Annotated in this window: 17 protein-coding genes; 10 read left to right on the top strand and 7 right to left on the bottom strand. The window is 68.3% G+C overall.

Annotated features, from left to right (window positions below):
- Positions 1 to 19 precede the first annotated feature (19 nt).
- Positions 20 to 1,141 (top strand): alkaline phosphatase family protein, encoded by a 1,122-nt coding sequence (locus QFZ53_RS13150; protein ID WP_307297094.1) that lies wholly within the window; start codon positions 20 to 22, stop codon positions 1,139 to 1,141.
- 53 nt (positions 1,142 to 1,194) lie between these two features.
- Here the strand turns inward: QFZ53_RS13150 and sepH are convergent, their stop codons facing one another.
- Complete coding sequence (sepH, locus tag QFZ53_RS13145) at positions 1,195 to 2,229, bottom strand: septation protein SepH (RefSeq protein WP_307297091.1); 1,035 nt, start codon at positions 2,227 to 2,229, stop codon at positions 1,195 to 1,197.
- 201 nt (positions 2,230 to 2,430) lie between these two features.
- Between sepH and QFZ53_RS13140 the strand changes: the two genes are divergently transcribed.
- Positions 2,431 to 2,724, top strand: coding sequence for a DUF4193 domain-containing protein (locus QFZ53_RS13140; RefSeq protein WP_292909032.1), 294 nt, complete (start codon positions 2,431 to 2,433; stop codon positions 2,722 to 2,724).
- Positions 2,725 to 2,816: 92 nt separating this feature from the next.
- On the opposite strand, the gene QFZ53_RS13135 is transcribed toward QFZ53_RS13140, so the two are convergent.
- A complete protein-coding gene (locus tag QFZ53_RS13135; protein WP_307297087.1) occupies positions 2,817 to 3,308 on the bottom strand; it encodes a DUF3093 domain-containing protein in 492 nt (163 codons plus the stop codon).
- A gap of 3 nt (positions 3,309 to 3,311) precedes the next feature.
- Between QFZ53_RS13135 and dut the strand changes: the two genes are divergently transcribed.
- The 5 genes from dut to dxs all read left to right on the top strand — a co-directional run bounded on the left by dut (position 3,312) and on the right by dxs (position 10,220).
- Positions 3,312 to 3,779, top strand: a complete 468-nt coding sequence (gene dut / locus QFZ53_RS13130) for a dUTP diphosphatase (RefSeq protein WP_292909034.1) — start codon at positions 3,312 to 3,314, stop codon at positions 3,777 to 3,779.
- A gap of 18 nt (positions 3,780 to 3,797) precedes the next feature.
- On the top strand, positions 3,798 to 4,385 hold the full coding sequence (locus QFZ53_RS13125; protein WP_292909036.1) for a DUF3710 domain-containing protein: 588 nt from the start codon (positions 3,798 to 3,800) through the stop codon (positions 4,383 to 4,385).
- The gene (locus QFZ53_RS13120) at positions 4,382 to 5,113 is read left to right on the top strand and encodes a DUF3159 domain-containing protein (RefSeq protein WP_307297083.1); all 732 of its coding nucleotides are present in this window, start codon (positions 4,382 to 4,384) and stop codon (positions 5,111 to 5,113) included. The genes QFZ53_RS13125 and QFZ53_RS13120 overlap by 4 nt, the downstream gene beginning before the upstream one ends.
- Positions 5,114 to 5,266: 153 nt before the next feature.
- The gene (locus QFZ53_RS13115) at positions 5,267 to 8,101 is read left to right on the top strand and encodes an aconitate hydratase (RefSeq protein ID WP_307297080.1); all 2,835 of its coding nucleotides are present in this window, start codon (positions 5,267 to 5,269) and stop codon (positions 8,099 to 8,101) included.
- A 178-nt stretch (positions 8,102 to 8,279) separates the two neighbouring features.
- Entirely contained in the window at positions 8,280 to 10,220 is a 1,941-nt protein-coding gene (dxs, locus tag QFZ53_RS13110; RefSeq protein WP_307297077.1) for a 1-deoxy-D-xylulose-5-phosphate synthase, read from the top strand.
- An 8-nt stretch (positions 10,221 to 10,228) separates the two neighbouring features.
- On the opposite strand, the gene QFZ53_RS13105 is transcribed toward dxs, so the two are convergent.
- The 3 genes from QFZ53_RS13105 to QFZ53_RS13095 form a co-directional block, all read right to left on the bottom strand.
- Positions 10,229 to 10,924 (bottom strand): SPFH domain-containing protein, encoded by a 696-nt coding sequence (locus QFZ53_RS13105; RefSeq protein WP_292909044.1) that lies wholly within the window; start codon positions 10,922 to 10,924, stop codon positions 10,229 to 10,231.
- Positions 10,925 to 11,061: 137 nt separating this feature from the next.
- The gene (locus QFZ53_RS13100; RefSeq protein ID WP_307297075.1) at positions 11,062 to 12,513 is read right to left on the bottom strand and encodes a glycerol-3-phosphate dehydrogenase/oxidase; all 1,452 of its coding nucleotides are present in this window, start codon (positions 12,511 to 12,513) and stop codon (positions 11,062 to 11,064) included.
- Positions 12,510 to 13,088 carry a TetR/AcrR family transcriptional regulator gene (locus QFZ53_RS13095; protein ID WP_307297072.1) on the bottom strand — a complete coding sequence of 193 codons (579 nt, stop codon included), beginning with the start codon at positions 13,086 to 13,088 and terminating at the stop codon, positions 12,510 to 12,512. Before QFZ53_RS13095 ends, QFZ53_RS13100 begins: the two co-directional genes overlap by 4 nt.
- Positions 13,089 to 13,108: 20 nt before the next feature.
- Between QFZ53_RS13095 and QFZ53_RS13090 the strand changes: the two genes are divergently transcribed.
- Genes QFZ53_RS13090 through QFZ53_RS13080 form a run of 3 tightly spaced genes read left to right on the top strand, consistent with a single transcriptional unit; the run spans position 13,109 to position 17,264 of the window.
- The gene (locus tag QFZ53_RS13090; RefSeq protein ID WP_307297069.1) at positions 13,109 to 14,731 is read left to right on the top strand and encodes an FAD-binding oxidoreductase; all 1,623 of its coding nucleotides are present in this window, start codon (positions 13,109 to 13,111) and stop codon (positions 14,729 to 14,731) included.
- Positions 14,732 to 15,637, top strand: coding sequence for a YegS/Rv2252/BmrU family lipid kinase (locus QFZ53_RS13085; protein ID WP_307297066.1), 906 nt, complete (start codon positions 14,732 to 14,734; stop codon positions 15,635 to 15,637). It begins immediately after the preceding gene.
- Entirely contained in the window at positions 15,630 to 17,264 is a 1,635-nt protein-coding gene (locus tag QFZ53_RS13080) for an FAD-dependent oxidoreductase (protein WP_307297063.1), read from the top strand. Before QFZ53_RS13085 ends, QFZ53_RS13080 begins: the two co-directional genes overlap by 8 nt.
- Positions 17,265 to 17,359: 95 nt before the next feature.
- Here QFZ53_RS13080 and QFZ53_RS13075 read toward each other — a convergent pair whose 3' ends face one another.
- Together QFZ53_RS13075 and QFZ53_RS13070 are read right to left on the bottom strand one after the other, a co-directional pair.
- Complete coding sequence (locus QFZ53_RS13075) at positions 17,360 to 19,504, bottom strand: 3-hydroxyacyl-CoA dehydrogenase NAD-binding domain-containing protein (RefSeq protein WP_307297061.1); 2,145 nt, start codon at positions 19,502 to 19,504, stop codon at positions 17,360 to 17,362.
- A gap of 5 nt (positions 19,505 to 19,509) precedes the next feature.
- A complete protein-coding gene (locus QFZ53_RS13070; protein ID WP_292909058.1) occupies positions 19,510 to 20,715 on the bottom strand; it encodes a thiolase family protein in 1,206 nt (401 codons plus the stop codon).
- Positions 20,716 to 20,730: the final 15 nt, after the last annotated feature.

Here is a 20,730-nt window from a genome sequence, read left to right as displayed (position 1 = left end):
CTGTGACAGACTGGCTCGGATGTCCCTCATGCTACCGTCCGAGTCGCCCACGGCCCGGAGCATCGTCGGGGTGGCGGGCGACCTGTTCGCCGCTCTCCGCGGCGAATCCGCGACGCTGCCGCGGGCCGAGTCCGTCGTGCTCGTCCTGATCGACGGCCTCGGGGCGATCAGCCTGCGCGCGCATGCGGGTCACGCTCGGGCGCTGACGGCAGGAATGGCGAAGAAGGACGTCGCCTCCTCGGTGTTCCCGTCGACCACAGCTGCGGCTCTGACGAGCATCCTGACCGGTGTGTGGCCGGGCGAGCACGGACTCGTCGGTTACAGCGTGCTGGACCGCTCCCGAGGCGTCCTCGTCAACCAGCTCTCCGGATGGGAGAGCTCCGGCGTCGATCCCGCGTCCTGGCAGGTCGCGCCCACGGTGTTCGAGCAGGCGGCAGCCGACGGACGCCCTGTGTTCGCGGTGGGCGTCGCCGCTTATGCGGGCAGCGGGTTCAGCAGGGCCACGCTGCGGGGGGCCGAGTTCGTCTCCGCCGCCTCGCCCGCCGATCGCGTCGCGACCGCGTACGACCTGGCCGAACGGAACCCCGGATCCCTGGTGTACTGCTACCTGCCCGAGGTCGACAAGGCCGGCCACAGACACGGAATCGCGTCCCGCCAGTGGGTGTCGGCACTGGAGGACGTCGACGCCGCCCTGGCGCGCCGCGTTCCTCCCGGCGTCGGGGTGATCGTCACCTCCGACCACGGGATGGTCGACGTACCGGGGCACAAGCAGGTGGTGCTCGAGTCCGAGCATCTCGTCGGCGTGAGCAGCATCGGCGGCGAGCCGCGCATGCTGCACGTGTATCTCGACCCCGACGTCGATGCCGCCGAGATCCTCTCGCGCTGGCGACGAGATCTCGACGGCGCCGCCGACGTGGGAGGCCATGCCGAGACGATCGCGTCGGGTCTGTTCGGCCCGACGGTGACGGATGCTGCGGCGTCACGGATCGGCGACCTGCTGGTCGTCGCGCGGGGCAACGGAGCGGTGTACGACGGCACGGCGGCTGATCAGCGCAGCCGGGGCATGGTCGGCCAGCACGGTGGTCTCACACCGGAGGAACGACAGGTGCCGTTGCTGCGATTCGGGGCGTTCGCCCGCTGAGCCGCCGTCGCTCGGTCTGTCGCCGACGTGCGGCAGTCACTCGAACGCGACGGTCACTCGTCGGTGCGCGCCCCGAAGACGATCTCGTCCCACGACGGCATCGCGTTGCGACGACGACGGCGACCGTTGTCCGGTGCAGGCTCGGGAGCGGGCGGAGGCTGCTCCTCGTCGTCCTGATCGTTCTCCAGCGCGTCGAACAGAGCGATCGGGCTGGAGTCCTCCACCTCGACGTCATCATCGAGATCGATGATGGGGGAACTCTCGCGCTGGCCACGCCGGCGTCGCAGGGCCTCGAGCAGGTCGGCGGTTTCAGGGCTGGTCGTCTGAGACTCAGGAGCGCGCTTGATGGCGGCATCCTGCACAGCCGATGCCGATCTCTCCGGCAACGAGGGATCCTCGATCTCGGCTTCGGGTGTCGGCACCAGACGCGGACCGAAGGCGCCGGAATCGAAACGGCTGTCGTCCTTGTACGGGGATGCTGTGCGCTCGGCCTCAACCGCGCGCAGCCGAGGGATGAGACCTTCGGGCAGCGACCCCTGCCTCGAGAGCTGGGTGGCGTCGGCGTTCAGCGGCGCGAGTGCGCTACGGCGGGGATCGAAGCTCCATCGTGCGTCATGCTCGACCTCGTTCGCGGTGAACTCGAGCTTGATGATCCATCCGCTTTCGTCCTTCCAGCTCGCCCAGCGCTCCGCCGTCGCCTCGAGATCGGCGAGCTTGGCTCGGATCGCCGTCCCGAAGGTGGGCTGTGCGTCGGGTTCGACCTCGCTGCCGATGAGAACAGGGACGGCGAGGGCCTGTCCGATGATGTGCTCGCGCTCGGCGAGGACCGGACCCTCGAAGCGGATGACGTCGTCGACGCCGATGCCGAGGAGTTCGGCGACCTCGGGAGCCGTGAGTCCGGCGCGGATCTGCGCCTGGATGTCGCGCGGGCTGGCCGCGAGTTTCTGCGCGACCGGCTCGCCCTGGCGTGTCGCGCGACGGATCTCGCGGTGCAGCACGTCGTCGATGGGCAGCGCAAAACGCGCGCCGGATTCGGTCGCGAGTACGAGGACTCCTGCTTCAGTGCCGACGATGGTGACGTTTTCCATGCGAATGCCCCTCAGGAATGGGTGTTCGCCCATGGTGTCACGCCGGTTCCACAGCAGGCGGGAATACCCTGGGCGTGCCGTCAGTTTGCTCAGTCGCACGAGGCGACATTTGCGAAATCTCTCGCGGTCGTGCAAACTATGGCCGCCGAACCCTGCGGCACAACTCCCACCACTCGCACCATGAAAGTGGAGAACTACCCCATGGCAACCGATTACGACGCTCCCCGAAAGAGTGAAGACGACTCCGAGTCGATCGAAGCCCTCAAGGAGCGTGTGCCGGACAAGCTGTCAGGCTCGTCCGGCGATGAGGACTCGGACAACCCGTCCAGCTTCGACCTTCCCGGTGCCGATCTGTCCGATCTCGAGCTCGATGTCGTCGTGCTGCCCGCGCAGGATGACGAGTTCACCTGCATGAGCTGCTTCCTGGTGAAGCACCGCTCTCAGCTCGACCACGAGGGCTCGTCCGGCCCGATCTGCAAGGAGTGCGCTGCCTGACCGCAGCGTCGATACACGCGTCACGCGCCCAGGACCTCACGGTTCCGGGCGCGTCGTCGTATCCGGGCGCACTCCGAGGGCGAGGCGCGCGGTCAGGAGTCGGCGGACGCCGACTCGCGTGCCGCCCGAACAGCCGCGGCGAGGCGGTCGGGTGTGCGAGACGAAATGGTCCACGATTCGACGGGATCGTCCTCGTCGATGTTCGGCACGACGATCAGTCCGTCGATCCCGCCGCGGATCAGGTGCCAGCCCCGCGCGGGCAGTCGCGGACCGCGCGCCTGCCGCGCCTCGTCTCCCGTGAGCACCTCGGGTTCGCCGAGGAATCTCGCGTCGATGTGGGCGCGTCCGGCGCGCAGCACGGAGCCGTCCACCGCCACCACGGGGGTGAGCCAGACGAACATCGCCACGAGGGCTGCGGAGACCGCGCCCCCTGCGACCAGGGCGATCGTTGAGCCGACTGGCACGAATACGAGCGACACCATGGGGCCGGCGAGTGCGACGGTCACCAGAAGCCGGAGGCTCGGCGACAGCCGTTCGCGATACTGCGGACGTGTCTCAGCGGTGCGGTTCTGCATTAGCCTCATGGGGTGACTGAATCGGTTGACGTCCCCATTATCGCCCCTGTGCTCGATGGACTCGCTGTCGTGCCCGGTTACGCGCACCCCGGCGATGCAGGCGCCGACCTCGTCGCAGCCGTCGCCGTGCACCTCGAGCCGGGGGAGCGCGCGCTGGTCGAGACCGGAGTCCGCATCGCTCTGCCTGAGGGCTTCGCGGCCTTCGTGGTGCCGCGCAGCGGCCTGGCCGCCAAGCACGGCATCTCGATCGTGAACTCGCCCGGGACCGTCGACGCGGGGTATCGCGGAGAGATCAAAGTGAGTCTGATCAACACCGATACCCGCAGCGCGTACGATGTCGCCGTCGGCGATCGCATCGCCCAGCTGATCATCATGCCGGTCACCCGAGCGACGTTCATCCCCGTCGAGGAGCTCCCCGAGAGCACCCGCGGCGAGGGCGGATTCGGGTCCACCGGATATCAGGCAGCACCCCACCAGTAACGAAGCAGGACAAGGCTGATGACTGACAACAACGCCACACCCTCGAAGTCGGCACCGCACAACCGTGCGACAGAAGGGCCGTTGGACGACTCCGAGGCGAACCCGGTCCGCCCGTACATCGATCTCGGCGGCATCAAGATCCTGCCGCGCGAGGGTCTCAACCTGCGCCTCGAGGTCGAGGAGCAGACCAAGCGCATCGTCGCCGTCGGACTAGACTACGCCGACTCCTCGCTGCAGGTGCAGCCGTTCGCGGCGCCGCGCTCCGGCGGCCTGTGGGACGAGACGCGCGTGCAGCTGCGCGACCAGGTCAAAGCTCAGGGCGGCCGCGTCGAGGAGCGCGAGGGGCCGCTGGGCAAAGAGCTGCTGGCCGAGGTGCCCGCCGCGGCCAGTGAAGGATCCGAACTGCGGCTCGCCCGCTTCGTCGGCGTCGATGGCCCGCGGTGGTTCCTGCGCGGCGTGATCGGCGGCGCCGCAGCATCCGATCTCGAAGCGGCGGCCAAGGTCGAGGACCTGTTCCGGTCGATCGTCGTCGTCCGCGGCGGCGCCCCGATGCCGCCCCGTGATCTGATCCCTCTGAAGATGCCGGCGACGCCGGGCTCAGCGTGAGCACTCCTGATCCCGACGCGGAGCGCGAACCGTCCGCCTCTGAGATCTTCGGAGCGGCCCTCGGCGGCGCTGCTCGCAAGGCGGGCATCGACCCCGACGCCGACGTCTCGACGGGCCAGATGGTCTGGGGCGTCATCGGCGGCTGGCGGGGGATCGTGGAGTCGGTGCTGCCGCTGCTCGCTTTCATCGTCACGTACACCGTCAGCAGCAACCTGGTTCTGGCCCTGATCCTGTCCGTGGGTTCCGCGGCGATTTTCACGATCGTCCGCCTGCTGATGAAATCGCCGCCGGTCGCAGCGCTCTCCGGCCTGGTCGCCGCGGTCATCGCCGCGGGACTGCCCCTGTTCACCGGCCGTGCCGCCGATCAGTTCGTCATCGGGTTCATCACCAACATCGCTTACGGCACCGCATTCCTCGTGTCTGCCGCCGTGCGCTGGCCGCTGATCGGCGTCGTCGTCGGATTCCTGATGGGCGAGGGCGTCTCCTGGCGTGCGGATCCGCGCAAGCGCCGGACCTTCTTCTGGCTCTCGGTGGCGTGGGCCCTGCTGTTCCTCGCGCGCCTCGGCGTGCAGCTGCCCTTCTACTTCTCAGGTGACGTGGCGACTCTCGGCACCGTGAAGATCATCATGGGCATCCCGTTCTTCGCGGTGCTCCTCGCGACCACCTGGGTCGTCGCCCGGCGGCTCTATCCGCGTGAGTCGGATGCCGGACCTGTGTCTGGCTCGTGATAGATTTATCTTGATATCAAGATAAATTGCAGGCTTCCGCCCACGGCGCTGCGGGAGCAGACTGGTTAGGTCTGCCTTGCTAGCCGACGGGGCTCGCTGGCGAGCAAGATGGAGGCGCCTGTCGCTCCCATCCGAATAGAAGGAGACGGATTCGTGTCCACGGTGAACAGCTTCGGTGCCCAGAGCACCCTGACGGTCGGCAGCACCGACTACGAGATCTTCCGCATCGACACGGTGCCCGGTTTCGACAAGCTTCCCTTCAGTCTCAAGGTTCTCCTTGAGAACCTGCTTCGCACCGAGGACGGCGCGAACGTGACGAAGGCGCAGATCGAGGCGCTCGGGTCGTGGGATGCCGCGGCCGAGCCGAACACCGAGATCCAGTTCACGCCGGCCCGTGTGGTCATGCAGGACTTCACCGGTGTTCCCTGCATCGTCGACCTCGCCACGATGCGTGAGGCCGTCACGGCTCTCGGCGGCGACGCCAACAAGATCAACCCGCTCTCGCCGGCCGAGATGGTCATCGACCACTCGGTCATCGCCGATCTCTTCGGCACCGAGAACGCGCTCGAGCGCAACGTCGAGATCGAGTACGAGCGCAACGGCGAGCGCTACCAGTTCCTGCGCTGGGGCCAGACGGCCTTCAGCGACTTCAAGGTCGTCCCGCCGGGAACCGGCATCGTGCACCAGGTGAACATCGAGCACCTCGCGAAGGTGATCTACGACCGGAACGTCGACGGCGTTCTGCGCGCGTACCCCGACACCTGCGTCGGCACCGACTCGCACACCACCATGGTCAACGGCCTCGGCGTGCTGGGCTGGGGCGTCGGCGGTATCGAGGCAGAGGCCGCCATGCTCGGCCAGCCCGTGTCGATGCTCATCCCGCGCGTCGTCGGCTTCAAGCTCTCGGGTGAGATCCCTGCGGGCGTCACCGCGACCGACGTCGTCCTCACCATCACCGATCTGCTGCGCAAGCACGGCGTCGTCGGCAAGTTCGTCGAGTTCTACGGCGAGGGCGTCGCCTCCGTGCCGCTGGCCAACCGCGCCACCATCGGCAACATGTCGCCCGAGTTCGGCTCGACCGCGGCGATCTTCCCGATCGACGACGTCACCCTCGACTACCTGCGCCTCACCGGTCGCAGCGACGAGGCCGTCGCTCTCGTCGAGGCGTACGCCAAGGAGCAGAAGCTCTGGCACGACGCCGCGCACGAGCCCACGTTCAGCGAGTACCTCGAGCTGGACCTCGGCACCGTCGTGCCGTCGATCGCCGGCCCGAAGCGCCCGCAGGACCGCATCCTGCTCTCGGAGGCGAAGTCGCAGTTCGAGCAGGACATCCTCAACTACGCGAGCCCGTCGACGTCGGACTCGATGGTCGACCTCGACTCGAAGCACTCCTTCCCGGCATCCGACCCCGGATCGGTGCCCGGCGAGGAGGAGACGACCACCCGGCCGGTGCACATCAACAGCGGCGCTCCGGCGAACGCTTCCACGCCCGTTCCGGTGACCACGCCGTCGGGGGAGAAGTACATCCTCGACAACGGCGCTGTGACGCTCGCGGCCATCACGTCGTGCACCAACACGTCGAACCCGTCGGTGATGATCGCCGCCGGTCTCGTGGCACGGAAGGCGCTCGAGAAGGGCCTGAAGCAGAAGCCGTGGGTCAAGACCACGCTCGGCCCGGGTTCCAAGGTCGTCACGGACTACTACGAGAAGTCCGGACTCGACAAGGACCTCGAGGGCCTCGGCTTCTACACCGTCGGCTACGGATGCACGATCTGCATCGGCAACTCGGGTCCGCTGATCGAAGAGGTGTCGGAGGCGATCAATTCGCACGACCTCGCGGTCACCGCCGTGCTCTCGGGCAACCGCAACTTCGAGGGTCGCATCAGCCCCGACGTGAAGATGAACTACCTCGCCAGCCCGCCGCTGGTCATCGCGTACGCACTCGCAGGGTCGATGCACTTCGACTTCGAGAACGACGCGCTCGGCAAGGGCACCGATGGCGAAGATGTCTTCCTGAAGGACATCTGGCCCACCCCGGCCGAGGTCCAGGAGCTGGTCGACTCGTCGATCTCGCGTGAGCAGTTCATCAAGCAGTATGCGACCGTCTTCGACGGTGACGAGCGCTGGCGCAGCCTGCCCACTCCGGAAGACGACATCTTCCAGTGGGATGAGAACTCCACCTACGTGCGCAAGGCGCCCTACTTCGACGGCATGACGATGGAGCTCACCCCGGTGCGCGACATCGAGGGCGCGCGCGTCATGGCGACCCTGGGTGACTCGGTCACCACCGACCACATCTCGCCCGCCGGAAACATCAAGGCCGGCACGCCCGCCGCTCAGTACCTCACCGAGCACGGCGTGGACCGCAAGGACTTCAACTCTTTCGGTTCGCGTCGAGGCAACCATGAGGTCATGATCCGCGGAACGTTCGCGAACATCCGTCTGAAGAACCTCCTGGTCTCGGCCGTCAACGACGGTCAGGTCGTGGAGGGTGGCTTCACCCGTGACTTCACCCAGCCCGAAGGACCGCAGTCGTACATCTACGACGCCTGCATGAACTACGCCGAGCAGGGCACGCCGCTCGTCATCTTCGGCGGCAAGGAGTACGGCTCCGGCTCGTCACGTGACTGGGCGGCCAAGGGCACGAGCCTGCTGGGCGTCAAGGCGGTCATCACCGAGAGCTTCGAGCGCATCCACCGCTCGAACCTCATCGGCATGGGCGTCGTCCCGCTGCAGTTCCCTGCAGGCGAGAGCTGGGAGTCGCTGGGCCTCGACGGCACCGAGATCGTCTCGATCGCCGGTCTCGAGGAGCTCAACAACGGTGTCACGCCGAAGACGGTCCGCGTGACCGCGGCTCCGAGCGAGCACTCGCCCGAGGGCAAGCAGGTCATCGAGTTCGACGCGGTCGTCCGCATCGACACCCCCGGTGAGGCGGACTACTACCGCAACGGCGGCATCCTGCAGTACGTGCTGCGTTCGCTGGTCTGATCAGCGTCGCACCTCAGCGCCCCATCCGGCTCCGGCCGGGTGGGGCGCTTTCCATCGGCCCGGACCGGTCGTCCGGACCACCGCGCTCACGGAGGATTCCCGGGGCGGCGCGATAGGATCGCAGAGGCGCCCGAACCGGAACTCGGATGCCGCGCACGGAGCCTGTGAGGAGGCGCAGATGCCCATTCTTCCGAGCATCTCAGGTCCCCGAGATCTGGACGGACTGTCCACAGACCAGCTGACCGAGCTCGCCGGAGAGATCCGCGAGTTCCTCGTCGAGAACGTCTCCCGCACGGGCGGACACCTCGGTCCCAACCTCGGTGTGGTGGAGCTGACGATCGCCCTGCACCGCGTGTTCTCGTCGCCGGACGATCCGTTCATCTTCGACACCGGCCACCAGTCGTACGTGCACAAGCTCCTCACCGGTCGTCAGGACTTCTCAGCTCTGCGAGTGCGTGGCGGCCTCGCCGGGTACCCGCAGCGCAGCGAAAGTCCTCATGACGTCGTGGAGTCCTCGCACGCGTCGAGTTCGCTGAGCTGGGCCGACGGCATCAGCCGCGCCCTCACCGCGACAGGGCGCGCAGATCGGCACGTCGTCGCGGTGGTCGGCGACGGCGCCCTCACCGGCGGCATGACGTGGGAGGCGCTCAACAACATCTCCGACGACAACGACCGCAATCTGGTGATCGTCGTGAACGACAACGGCCGCTCCTACGCCCCGACGATCGGCGGCATGTCGCGGTACCTGAACAGAGTGCGCACGGCCGCGGCCTACAAGGACCTGCACCGCAAGTCCGACCGCCTGTTCCGTGCGTTCGGCCCCGTCGGACGTGCCGTGTTCCGCGGCGTCCGTGGCGGCACGCACGGGTTCCTCTCGCGCTTCACGAACAACGAGGCGCTGTACTCGAATCTCGACATCAAGTACCTCGGCCCGGTCGACGGTCACGACCTTCCTGCTCTTCTGGAGACGCTCGAGCTCGCGAAGTCCTACGGCGCCCCGGTGATCGTGCACGCCATCACGGAGAAGGGCCGCGGCTATCAGCCCGCACGCGACGACGAGGCCGATCAGTTCCATGCCGTCAACCGCATCGACCCCATCACGGGCGAACCGCTCTCCAGCAGCGGTCGCGGCTGGACCGACGTGTTCTCCGAGGCGCTCGTCACCGTGGGAGAGCGCGACCCGAAGGTGATCGCGATGACCGCGGCGATGCTGCGTCCTACCGGTCTCGCACCGTTCGCGGAACGATTCCCCGATCGCGTGTACGACGTGGGCATCGCCGAGCAGCATGCCGTCGCATCTGCGGCCGGTCTCGCCTTCGGCGGCCTGCATCCGGTCGTCGCGCTGTATGCGACCTTCATGAACCGCGCGTTCGACCAGGTCCTCATGGACGTCGCCCTGCATCGCGCGGGTGTCACCTTCGTCCTCGATCGAGCCGGCGTGACGGGCCCCGACGGCCCGAGTCATCACGGCATGTGGGACCTGGCGATGCTGCAGATCGTGCCGCACATCCGCATCGCGGCTCCGCGCGACGGTGCGCGCCTCGCCGAGGCTCTCGACGAGGCCGTGCTGATCGACGACGCGCCCACCGTCATCCGCTTCCCGAAGGGCGAGGTGGCTGCCGAACTCCCCGCGATCGAGCGCCTGGACGACGGGGTCGATGTGCTCGCCCGCGGCGAGTCTGAAGACGTGCTCATCATCGGCATCGGACCGTTCGCCGCGCTCGCGATGGAGGTCGCCACGAGACTGCGGGCCCAGGGGATCGGCGCAACGGTGATCGACCCTCGGTGGGCGATCCCCGTTCAGCCATCCGTCGTCGAGCTCGCCGCTCACCATCGGCTCGTCATCACACTCGAGGACGGCATCCGCGTCGGGGGCATCGGCACGCGTGTGCGCCAGGTGCTCCGCGAGGCGGGGATCGACACTGCCGTCGACGAGCTCGGTCTTCCTGACGAGTTCATCGACCATGCGTCGCGAGACCAGGTGCTGACAGATGCCGGACTCACCGCTTCGAAGATCGCGCAGGACGTGGTCGCGCAGGTGCTCGGCACCCGAATCCCGGTCGCGCGCAACGCGGGAGAGACGGGCGCGATCGATCTGCCGCTGCACGAGCGGCGCTGAGTCGAGCCTCAGTTGAGCGCGTGCAGGGCCGCGACAGCCTGAGCGCCTCGGTCGGCGTCGCGCAGCGCGGTCGAGAGCAGATATCCGTCGGTCAGAGCGTCACCCGTGACCATCACGCGCACGAGTTCCACGCCGCACGCGCGACGCACCTCATCGGCGCTGGCCGCGATCACCCGCGTGTTGATCTCGTCGTTGTGCGGCAGCTCTGGGCCGTCCATTCCGCGGATCACGTCTCGCAGGGCGGCCCCGACGATGTTCGAGGCGCGTTCCTTGACGTTCACGACGTCGAGCTCGAACACGCGCAGATCTCGACCTGTCGGGATCGGCCGCCATTCGAACGAGGCGTGCACGCGGTGCTGATGTCCGCTCGCACCGCTCATCTCACGCGCGGGCAGGTCGGTCGCCCGGCAGCGCACGTCGATCAGGCGATACCAGTAGAACAGCGGGAAGGCTCCGTGCGATCCCGGGTCGAGCACGACGACTTCGCCGACCGCGCCTCCCCGGTTGGTGGGCCGTCGCTGCGGGCGGTTGCGGATGATCGGCTTGCCGTTGCGCGTGCGGATCGCAGCCCAGCCCTCATCGACGGTGACGATGAAGAGCTTCAGCATCGCGGGAACGACCAGCAGGATCGTCAGCACCGCCGTCCCGGTCTTCAGCAGACTCGACAGACCTTTGCCGCCCAGCATCGCGAAGATCATCTCCATGACACCACTGTGCCGCCTCGGAGACCCTCCGAGTGCCGTGGAGACGACGCATCCGCCGCTGTTCATGCGCTGTTCCCTCTGCGTTCCCCGGAACGCCGCAAGGCGGATACGCCGCGGCTCGGAACCGCATCGCGGCCTCAGTCGAGCTCTGCGAGCGTCTGTGTCACGATCGTCTCGACGGCTGCGTACGCGCGCTCGCGCTCGAGATCGACGAGGCCGACGCGGGATCGCCGGTCCAGCACATCGTCGGCCGTCATCGCGCCCTCTTCTCGCACGGCGTACGCGACTTCCGCCGCGCAGAGATCGATGCCCTCGGCGATCGGCTCGGTCGGCGCCTGCACCGCGCGATCGACGAGTCGCAGCGACGAGGTGCGGCTCGGCGGCGCGGAGAGACTGCGCAGCTGCAGGGCGAGATCCACGGCGTCTTCGGCCATCCGCCGGTACGTGGTCAGCTTGCCGCCGAGCACGGTCACGAATCCCGAAGCGGATGCGGTGACGAGATGTCTGCGTGAGATGTCTGCCGTGGCGTCCGTGCCGCTGTCGACCAGGGGTCGGAGCCCTGCGAACGACCCGCGCACCTGGTCACGCGCGATGGGGGTCGTGAGGACTCGGTTGAGGCTCGCGAGCAGGAACAGGATCTCGGATTCCGTCGGCTCCGCCACGCGGGGGACGGGACCGGGAGCGTCCTCGTCGGTCAGGCCGACGATCACCCGTCCGTGCTGCTGAGGCAGCGCGAAGACGTAGCGACTGATCGATCCCTCATGAGGGATGGTGAGCGCGACCTGCGGGGAACCCAGATCACGGGCGTCGAGCACGATGTGCGTACCGCGGCTGGGACGGATGTCGATGCCGTGGTCGAGGCCTCCGGCCCACACGCCCGTCGCATTCACGACGACGCGGGCACGGATCTCCGCCCGCTCGCCTGTCACTGCATCCTCCGCCGTGGCCCCGTCGTCGCGCAGCGCGAGGGCGCGCACACGGGTGAGCACCCGTGCACCGAGGCTCGCCGCCGTGCGTGCGACGGTGACGACGAGTCGCGCGTCGTCGACGAGCTGTCCGTCGAACGAGAGCATGCCGCCACGCAACCCACGTGGGTCGAGAGCGGGCGCGAGTCGTCGTGCCGTCATGGCCGACACCGGCTTCGGAGCGGGCAGAACCGTTCGCGGTGTGCCGGCGCGGATTCGCAAGAGATCGCCGAGAGCCATGCCGACCGCACCGGCCGTGCGCTGGCGCAACGTGACGGCGGGGCTGAAGGGCAGCAGCTGTCCGAGCGGACGGATCAGGTGGGGCGCGATCGTGATCATGAGCAGGTGCCTCTCGAGCGCACTCTCCCTGGCGGTGGCGACATCGCCCGTGGCGAGGTAGCGCAGCCCGCCGTGCACGAGCTTCGAGCTGAACCGGCTCGTGCCGAAAGCGAGATCCTCCGCTTCTATCAGGGTGACGCTGAGCCCCCGGGCGGCGGCGTCGAGCGCGACGCCGACTCCGGTGATCCCACCGCCGACGACGAGCACATCAGCGGTGTCCTCCGCGGCGCGGGCGAGTTCCGCCTTCCGTCGCGCGACGTTGAGCGCGGATGACGAGACGGTCATGGCCGGAGCAGGCCGTCGAGAGCGCATCGGAGCTCCCGCTCCCAGGCCGTCTCGGAGATCAGATCCGTGACGGTGCCGTGCGAGAGCACAGCCGACTGGGCGATCAGCAGAAGCATCACGGCCATCTCCTCTGGCACCCCGGCTCTCACCGATCCGCCGGACTGCGCGGCGCTGATCGCCGCGGCGAGCCAGCCCAGGATCATGCGCTGACTGGATCCGACTCGGTGCAGCGTGTATCGCGTGAACGCCTCGGGCTCGTCATCGAGAAGGCGTCCGTAGAGGGAGTCGGAGCGGAACATCGCGATGAACCGCATGACGTCGTCGACGAGTGCGGATCTCGAGGGGACCGGAGCCGGGAAGGAGTTCAGGATTCCGGCGACACGCCGCAGGAGCGCCGCCCTGACGACGTCGTCTGAGTCGTTCCAGTTCCGGTAGATCGTCGGACGGCTGAGGTCCGCACGCCGCGCGAGCTCGGCGACGGTCAGGCCGTGCACGCCGCGTCGCTCGATGAGCTGGTCGGCGGCATCGAGGATCCGGGACTGCGTCGCATCCCATTGAGGTTGACGTTCTTCCATGATGTGTCACACTGTAACGCATGGGCCACGATGCGGGCAGGGTCGATGACGACTCGGCGATGAGATGGAACGGCTGGGGCGACCCGGCGAAGGCGAGAGATCTGCCGCTTGCTGTCCGGAGTCTTCTGCCGCTGCTGCTGGGGCGCACACGAAGGCCAGAGCACGCCGTCGAGATCGAGGATGTGCGCCTGCCGCCGTCTGCGCTGCGCGACGATGATCTGGACGCATTCCGCCGAGCCGTCGGCCGAGAGCACGTCGACGTCTCGGTGGAGGCCCGCGTCCGGCACGCGGGCGGTCGGTCGACACCTGATCTGCTGCGTCGTCGGATCGCGACACAGGATGCGCCGGATGCGGTCGTCCGCCCAGCGGACCACGATGAGGTGACGGTGTGCCTCGAGATCGCCGGTCGGGCCGGCATCGCCGTGATCCCCTTCGGCGGTGGCACGAGCGTCGTCGGCGCACTCACCCCGGAGCGTGGCTCCCACCGTGCTGTAGTGAGCCTCGATCTGCGCCGCCTCACCGGTGTGCTTCGACTGGACGAGGTCAGCGGCGAGGCCGTGCTCGCTGCGGGCACGTCTGGACCCGAAGCCGAATCGGCATTGGCGGCGCACGGCCTCGAACTCGGTCACTTTCCGCAGAGCTTCCGTTACGCGACGATCGGTGGATTCGCCGCCGCGCGTTCGTCGGGGCAGAACTCCGCCGGCAACGGTCGCTTCGACGCGATGGTCACCGGCATCCGCGTCGCAACGCCGACTGGCGAGATCGATCTCGGTCGAGCACCCGGCTCGGCTGCCGGGCCCGACCTGATCCGCGTCTTCCTCGGGTCGGAGGGCATCTTCGGCGTGATCACAGAGGTGCGGGTGCGCGTGCACCCGATTCCTCACGGCCGTGTTCTCGAGTCCTGGTCGTTCCCCGACTTCGCCAGCGGTGTCGAGGGACTCCGTCGGATCGCTCAGCAGGGCGCGGGACCCACCGTCATCCGCCTGTCTGATGAAGCCGAGACGGCGGTGAGCCTCGCCCAGGTCGGCCGGATAGGCAAAGCGCTCGCGAAGGGAGCCGGAATCGTCACGGTGTACGAGGGCGACGGGATTCCCGAGCGGCGTGCCCGCACCCGAGCACTGCTCGAAGCGACGGGAGGCGTCTCCGCCGGGGAAGGGGCCTCGGAGGGGTGGCTGAAGGGCCGATTCGAGGGGCCGTATCTGCGCGACGCGCTGCTCGACGCCGGCGTCTTCTGTGAGACGCTCGAGACCGCCACGACCTGGTCGAACCTGCACGCGCTGCGCGCGGCCGTCGAGAAGGCGCTGAAGGGCGGATTCGCGGATGCGGGAGCCAGATCGTACATCATGTGCCATGTCTCGCACATCTATCCCACCGGAGCCTCTCTGTACTTCACGGTGCTGGCCGGGGTGCGCTCCGACATGCTGGCCACGTGGGAGCCGATCAAGGCCCGGGTCAACGACACGATCATCGCCGGCGGCGGTACGATCAGTCATCATCACGCCGTCGGACGGGATCACGCCCCCTGGCTGGAGAGGGAGATCGGAGAGACCGGCATCCGCATCCTCGCCGCGATCAAACGGGAGCTCGATCCGCAGTGCATCATGAATCCGGGCGCCGTGATCGCCGTCGAACGGACGAGCTGAGTGACCGAGCACATCGCGGTGCTCGCGAATCCCTTCGCAGGCAAGGGACGCGGTCGCAGGGCGTCGGCCATCGCTGTCGCGCACCTGCGGGCGCGCGGAGCCGAGGTGCGGGTGTATGCGGGGGCCTCGGCAGCCGATACGGCCCGACTCGCCGCCACGGCGATCGACGAGAGTCCGCGCACGCTGGTCGTGGTCGGCGGTGACGGCACTCTTGCCGGCGTGCTCGAGGTGGTTTGTGCGGCTACGGTCCCTGTCGTCCTGGTGCCGGCAGGTACGGGCAACGATCTGGCTAGAGCACTGCGGCTGCCGCGCGAAGACGCCGCGGCCGCGGCCGAACTCGCCCTCACCGGGGAGCGCAGGGCCATCGACGTCGGCGAGGTGCGCACGACTTCAGGTGCCCGGAAGTTCCTCACGATCGCGGCCCTCGGATTCGACGCGAAGGTCAGCGACCGCACCAACCGGCTGCGCTGGCCGCACGGGGCGCCGCGCTACTACCTCGCACTCCTGATCGAGCTCGCCCGCCTGCGTCCCATGCTGTTCACACTGTCGATCGACGCGGAGCCGCCGAGGATCGCTCCCGGCACGCTGATCGCGGTCGGCAGCACGTCTAGCTACGGCGGCGGAATGCCGGTGTGCGCGGGCGCCCTCCCTGATGACGGTCTGCTCGACGTCGTCCATGTTGCACCGCTCGGGCGGATGCGTCTGCTGCGTCTTTTCCCTCTGATGCTCCGAGGAAGGCATCTCGCACGTCCGGAGGTGCTCCATCGACGGGCACGGACGGTGACGGTGTCGGCGCCGGGCCTCGTCGTGTACGCCGACGGCGAGCGGACGGGCGAAGACGAGTGCACGATCTCGCTGCTGCCCGCCGCAATCACCCTGATGGTCCCGAAGGAGAGCCATGACTGAGTTCGACGAGGACGTCGTCATCGTGGGGTCCGGATTCGGCGGCTCGGTCGCCGCCCTCCGGCTCGCAGAGAAGGGCTATCGGGTGCGGGTGTACGAGGCCGGCCGGCGCTTCGAGGACGAGGACTTCGCGAAGACAAGCTGGAACGTGCGTCGCTACCTCTGGGCGCCGGCCGTCGGATGCTATGGAGTGCAGCGCATCCACCGGCTGCCGCACGTGATGATCCTCGCCGGGGCCGGCGTCGGCGGTGGATCCCTCAACTACGCGAACACGCTCTACCAGCCGGGCTCGGCGTTCTTCCAGGACTCGCAGTGGCAGCGCATCGCCGATTGGGAAGCCGAGCTCGCACCGCACTATTCGACCGCGAAGCGGATGCTCGGCGTCGTCGAGCACTATCCGCACACGGGTCCCGTCGAACGCATCATGAAAGGCGCGGCAGAGGATCTGGGAGTCGGATCGACGTTCCGCCACGCGCCGGTCGGGGTGTGGTTCGGCAAGCCGGGGGAGCGCACCCCCGATCCGTTCTTCGGCGGTGAGGGGCCGGAGCGCACCGGCTGCACGCTGTGCGGCAACTGCATGGTCGGATGCCGGATCGGCGCCAAGAACACCCTGATGAAGAACTATCTCGCCCTCGCCGAGCGACGGGGAGTCGTCATCGAGCCGCTGCGGAGCGTGACGGAGGTGCGTGAGCTGCCCGGCGGTGGCTTCGCCGTGACGACGCAGCGCAGCGGCGCGTGGATCCGGCGCTCCTCGCGCACGGTGAGAGCCCGTCAGGTCGTGCTCGCGGCGGGGACGTGGGGAACGCAGCAGCTGCTGCACCGGATGAAGGCAACCGGCGCGCTGCCCCGGATCTCGGACGCGGTCGGACGCCTGACGCGCACCAACTCCGAGGCCCTCGACGGCGCGATCGCCGCCAAAGTCCCGGAATCGCTGCAGCTGGCGCGGGGCGTGGCGATCACGACGTCGTTCCACGTGGACGAGCGGACGCACGTCGAGAATGTGCGGTACGGACCCGGCTCGAACCTCATGGGGGCGCTCGCGACCGCACTCGTGCCCGGCGATCGTGGACTCGCGGGGCGTCTGGGGAGCCTGGTCACCCAGGTGTTCACGGCGCCCGTGCGGCAGTTCCGTCTCGGGAACCTGCGCCGCTGGAGCGAACGCGGCATCATCGCGCTCGTGATGCAGACCGCCGATAACTCCCTCACGCTCTCACTGCGGCGAAAGTTCGGCCGCCTCGTCATGACGAGCGCTCAAGGACACGGCGAGCCGAATCCCAGCCACCTGCCGCAGGCGCACGTCGCGGCGGCGGCGATCGCCGCGCGGGTCCAGCAGGACGGGGGCGAGCCGGCCGAAGCGCGCGGGTCGTGGCCCGAGGTGTTCGGCATTCCGCTGACCGCGCACTTCCTCGGTGGTGCCGTGATCTCCGCCGGGCCCGACGCGGGCGTCATCGACCCGTACCATCGGGTCTGGGGCCACCCGGGCCTCCACATCGTCGACGGCTCCGCCGTGCCGGCCAACCCCGGAGTGAACCCGTCGCTCACGATCACCGCGCTCGCGGAGAGGGCGCTGTCGCACTGGCCCCGCGCCGGCGAGCCCGACCTGCGCCCTGTGCAGGATCCCGGGAGATGAGCGTGGAGCGTCCGCGATGAGGACGGAGGGTGGCGAGCGCTGCCGACCACACGACGAAGGGGCCGCATCGATCGATGCGGCCCCTTCGTGTGCTGTCAGCGGCTTTCGGTGCCGCGGATCTGCGGGGTGTGGAACGAGCCGCCGAAGGCGCGCTCCGAGGCGCCTTCGCGGTCGAGGTAGGGCGATGCGCCACCGTCGATGAACGGCCATCCCGCGCCGAGGATCAGGCACAGATCGATGTCCTCGACCTCGGGCACCACGCCCTCGTCGAGCATCAGCTTGATCTCTGTGGCGAGTCCGTCCTGCACGCGCTGCAGGATCGTCGCCGCCGTCGCCGGCGTCTTGCCCACGGCCGGCTTGACGACCTTCTCGGCCTGCTTGGTCCAGCCCGTCACGCGGCCGCCCTTGTCCTTCTCGACGACCGCATCCAGAGCCGCGAGCTCGTGGAAGTTCTCGTTCGCGTAGAAGCGGTCGGGGAACGCCTTCACCATCGTGTCCTGCACGTGGGCCGCGACCTTCCAGCCGACCAGATCGATCAGCTGGAACGGACCCATGGGCAGTCCGAGCGGGCCGAAGGCCTTCTCGACATCGGCCACCGGCGTGCCCTCGTAGACGGCACGCGCGGCTTCGCCCATGACCTTCGCGAGCAGACGGTTCACGACGAAGCCGGGGGCGTCGGCGGTGAGCACGGCGTTCTTTCCCAAGCCCTTCGCAACCACGAACGCGGTCGACAGCGCGGCATCGGCGGTCGACGGGGTCTTCACGATCTCGATCAGCGGCATCACCGCGACCGGGTTGAAGAAGTGGAAGCCGACGAGGCGCTCGGGGTGAGCCAGCTGCGATCCGATCTCCTCGACCGAGAGCGACGAGGTGTTCGTCGCGAGGATAGCGTCCTCGGCGATGATCTTCTCGATCTCGCCGAACACCTGCTGCTTGACGCCGACCTCTTCGAACACGGCCTCGATCACGAAGTCGCAGTCCGAATAGAGGCTCTTGTCGGTCGTGCCGGTGACCAGTCCGCGCAGCTTGTTCGCCGAGTCGGCATCCAGCCGGCCCTTGGCTTCGAGCTTGCCGATCTCCTCGTGGATGTACGCGACGCCCTTGTCGACGCGTGCCTGGTCGAGATCGGTGATGAGCACGGGCACCTGCAGCTTGCGCACGAACAGCAGCGCGAACTGGCTGGCCATCAGACCGGCGCCGATGATGCCGACCTTGGTGACCTTCTTCGCGAGCGCCTTGTCGGGGGCGCCGACCGGACGCTTCGCGCGCTTCTGCACGAGGTCGAACGCGTACATCGACGCGGCGAACTGATCGCCGGTCACGAGCTCGGCGAGCGCCTCGTCTTCACGGGCGAAGCCCTCGGCCTTGGTCCCGCTCTTCGCCTTGTCGAGAAGCTCCAGGGCGGCATACGGCGACTTCGGCACGGTGCCGATCTTCGACTCGAGCATGCCGCGCGCCATCTTGATCGCGATCGGCCACTTGGTGAGGCGCTCGATCTTGCCCGGCTCGTTCTTGCGCTCGACCTTCTTGCCGCCGAGGACCGCATCGGCCCAGGCGAGCGAATTCTCGAGGTAGTTCGCGGCGGGGAAGGTGGCGTCGACGACGCCGAGATCGAACGCCTGCTGCGGCTTCAGCATCCGGTTCTGCTTGAGCGGGTTCGAGATGACGACCTCGAGCGCGTTCTCGATGCCGATCAGGTTCGGCAGCAGATACGCGCCGCCCCAGCCAGGGATGATGCCGAGGAAGACCTCGGGGAGGGCGATGGCTGCTGCGGAGGCGTCGACCGTGCGGTAGGTCGAGTTCAGCGCGATCTCGAGGCCTCCGCCGAGCGCGAGGCCGTTGACGAACGCGAACGACGGCACACCCAGCTCCGACAGCTTGCCCAGAACCTTGTGGCCGAGCTGCGCGATCAGGCGGGCGTTGTCTCGCGAGCCCACCTTGCTGATGTCGGACAGGTCGGCACCGGCGGCGAGGATGTACTGCTTGCCGGTGATGCCGACCGCCTGGATCTCTCCTGCAGCGGCACGGCCCTTGAGGCCGTCCAAGGTCTCGCCGAGCTCAGTGAGCGTGGCAGGGCCCAGGGTGTTCGGTCGGGTGTGATCGCGCCCGTTGTCGAGCGTGATGAGGGCGAGCACCTTGCCGGAGGCGAGCCGGATGTCGCGCACGGGGGAGTGCGTGATCACCTCGCCCTCGGTGAGCGCCTGGATGGGGGAGAAGTCGATCTCGTCGTAGTTCGTCATCTCGACTACTTCCTCTTCTTGCCGTCGTAGTGCGGGTTCTCCCAGATGACCGATCCGCCCTGGCCGAGGCCGACGCACATCGCGGTCAGGCCGTAGCGGACGTCGGGTCGCTCGGCGAACTGCGCCGCGAGCTGGATCATCAGACGCACGCCGGATGCCGCGAGCGGGTGGCCGAGCGCGATCGCGCCGCCCCACTGGTTGACCCGGGGGTCGTCGTCGGCGATGCCGAAGTGGTCGAGCAGAGAGATCACCTGGATGGCGAACGCCTCGTTGAGCTCGAACAGGCCGATGTCGGAGATCTGCAGACCGGCCTTCTTCAGAGCCTTCTCCGTCGACGGGATCGGGCCGATGCCCATGATCTCCGGCTGCACGCCGGCGAACGCGAACGAGACCATGCGCATCTTCGGGGCGAGGCCGAACTCCTTCACGGCGCCGCCGCCGGCGAGCAGCGACATCGTCGCACCGTCGGTGAGCGGCGAGGAAGTGCCGGCCGTGACACGGCCGTGCGGACGGAACGGCGTCTTGAGGGCCGCGAGGTCCTCCATGGTGGTCTGGGGACGCCGGCCCTCGTCTTCGGAGGCCAGGCCCCACGCGCCCTCGGCGTCCTTGATGGCCACCGGCACCAGATCGGGCTGGATCTTGCCGGCGTCGTACGCGGCCTGCACCTTGTGCTGGCTGAGCATGCCGAAGCGGTCGGAACGCTCCTTGGTGAGGTGGGGGAAGCGATCGAAGATGCGCTCGGCGGTGACGCCCATGTTCAGCGCACCGGGGTCGACCATGCGCTCCGCGACGAACCGCGGGTTCGGGTCGGCGTTGCCGCCGATCGGGTGGTGGCCCATGTGCTCGACGCCGCCGGCGAGGGCGAAGTCGTACATGCCGACGCCGATCGACGCCCCCATCGTGGTGACGCTCGTCATCGCACCGGCGCACATGCGCTCGACGGCGAGACCAGGCACGGTCTGCGGGAGACCCGCGAGGATCGCCACCGAGCGTCCGAGGGTGAGGCCCTGATCTCCGGTCTGCGAGGTCGCGGCGATCGCGACGTCGTCGATCCGATCGGCCGGGACGGCCGAGTTGCGTTCCATCAGGCCGATGGTCGCCTTAACGGCGAGGTCATCTGCGCGGGTGTTCCAGTACATGCCCTTTTCGCCGGCGCGCCCGAAGGGGGTGCGCACTCCATCGACGAAGAAGACGTCCGAGATCTCGGCCACTCTGCCTCCAAGTTT

Origin of the sequence: Microbacterium natoriense (genome assembly GCF_030816295.1) — a bacterium.
Classification (GTDB): domain Bacteria; phylum Actinomycetota; class Actinomycetes; order Actinomycetales; family Microbacteriaceae; genus Microbacterium; species Microbacterium natoriense_A.
Note: the sequence above shows the minus strand (reverse complement) of the source record. Positions and strands in the feature narration are given on the sequence as shown.

Excerpts from the sequence above, each read along its gene's own strand:
- QFZ53_RS13150 (WP_307297094.1), top strand. The coding sequence starts at position 20 with ATGTCCCTCATGCTACCGTCCGAGTCGCCCACGGCCCGGAGCATCGTC.
- sepH (WP_307297091.1), bottom strand. The coding sequence starts at position 2,229 with ATGGAAAACGTCACCATCGTCGGCACTGAAGCAGGAGTCCTCGTACTC.
- QFZ53_RS13140 (WP_292909032.1), top strand. The coding sequence starts at position 2,431 with ATGGCAACCGATTACGACGCTCCCCGAAAGAGTGAAGACGACTCCGAG.
- QFZ53_RS13135 (WP_307297087.1), bottom strand. The coding sequence starts at position 3,308 with ATGAGGCTAATGCAGAACCGCACCGCTGAGACACGTCCGCAGTATCGC.
- QFZ53_RS13125 (WP_292909036.1), top strand. The coding sequence starts at position 3,798 with ATGACTGACAACAACGCCACACCCTCGAAGTCGGCACCGCACAACCGT.
- dxs (WP_307297077.1), top strand. The coding sequence starts at position 8,280 with ATGCCCATTCTTCCGAGCATCTCAGGTCCCCGAGATCTGGACGGACTG.
- QFZ53_RS13105 (WP_292909044.1), bottom strand. The coding sequence starts at position 10,924 with ATGGAGATGATCTTCGCGATGCTGGGCGGCAAAGGTCTGTCGAGTCTG.
- QFZ53_RS13100 (WP_307297075.1), bottom strand. The coding sequence starts at position 12,513 with ATGACCGTCTCGTCATCCGCGCTCAACGTCGCGCGACGGAAGGCGGAA.
- QFZ53_RS13095 (WP_307297072.1), bottom strand. The coding sequence starts at position 13,088 with ATGGAAGAACGTCAACCTCAATGGGATGCGACGCAGTCCCGGATCCTC.
- QFZ53_RS13090 (WP_307297069.1), top strand. The coding sequence starts at position 13,109 with ATGGGCCACGATGCGGGCAGGGTCGATGACGACTCGGCGATGAGATGG.
- QFZ53_RS13080 (WP_307297063.1), top strand. The coding sequence starts at position 15,630 with ATGACTGAGTTCGACGAGGACGTCGTCATCGTGGGGTCCGGATTCGGC.
- QFZ53_RS13075 (WP_307297061.1), bottom strand. The coding sequence starts at position 19,504 with ATGACGAACTACGACGAGATCGACTTCTCCCCCATCCAGGCGCTCACC.